The 787-nt window shown below is 38.8% G+C and carries 1 protein-coding gene and 1 pseudogene; both read left to right on the plus strand.

Annotated features, from left to right (window positions below; all coding sequences use genetic code 11):
* Window positions 1-391, plus strand: a 391-nt coding sequence (locus AC1DUW_RS31115) for an enolase C-terminal domain-like protein (protein ID WP_477644487.1), incomplete at its 5' end; no start/stop codon positions are given.
* Window positions 392-441: 50 nt separating this feature from the next.
* Window positions 442-787: pseudogene (locus AC1DUW_RS31120) on the plus strand (YfcC family protein); the annotation flags it as partial.

The raw sequence follows: 787 nt of genomic DNA on the forward strand, positions 1-787 counted from the left end.
CATTATGGCTGATGAAAGCATCCATCACGGGTACCATCTACAGGAACTAATTAAAAAGAAGGCCGTAGATAAAATCAATATAAAACTAATGAAGTGCGGTGGAATTTATCAGGCAATCCAATTGGCAAAGACAGCTGAGATTGCAGGTATCAGCTGCCAAATTGGGTCCATGGTAGAATCCTCAATCGGATCGTCAGCAGGATACCATACGGCCATTTCACGAAAAAATATTACCAGTACAGAACTGACAGGTCCACTGCTATTCAGTCAGGACATTGGAAATCTTGATTATGAAATTCCCTATGTACATCTTACAAGAGAACCGGGGCTTGGAATTAATATCAACGAGGAAGTTCTTGGGCAATTAACCATAAAAAAAGAGCAAGTTTAATATTTTTATTGAAACCGGATGTAGCAAATCATTTAGGATGAGGTGAAATAATGGAAACTGAAAAAAATAATGTGACAGTTAAGAAAAAGGCATGGTTAAAAGTGCCACATACATATACGCTCATATTTATCATAATCATCATGGCAGGGCTTGCTTCATATGTAATTCCAGCCGGTGAATTCGATCGTGTTGAAGATGAGAAATCGGGTAGAATGCTTGTTGTCGACGGAAGCTATCATGCTATTGATCGTGATCCTGTGAGCTTCTTTGACCTTTTCACGTCCATTCCATTGGGCTTAGAAAAGGGAGCCCAGATTATTTTTTATATTTTTCTTGTAAGTGGTGTATTTGGTATTATTCGAACTACTGGTGCGATTGAAGCAGGGGTCTATAAAG

The sequence above is a fragment of the Peribacillus sp. P4_C12 genome (genome assembly GCF_056402095.1).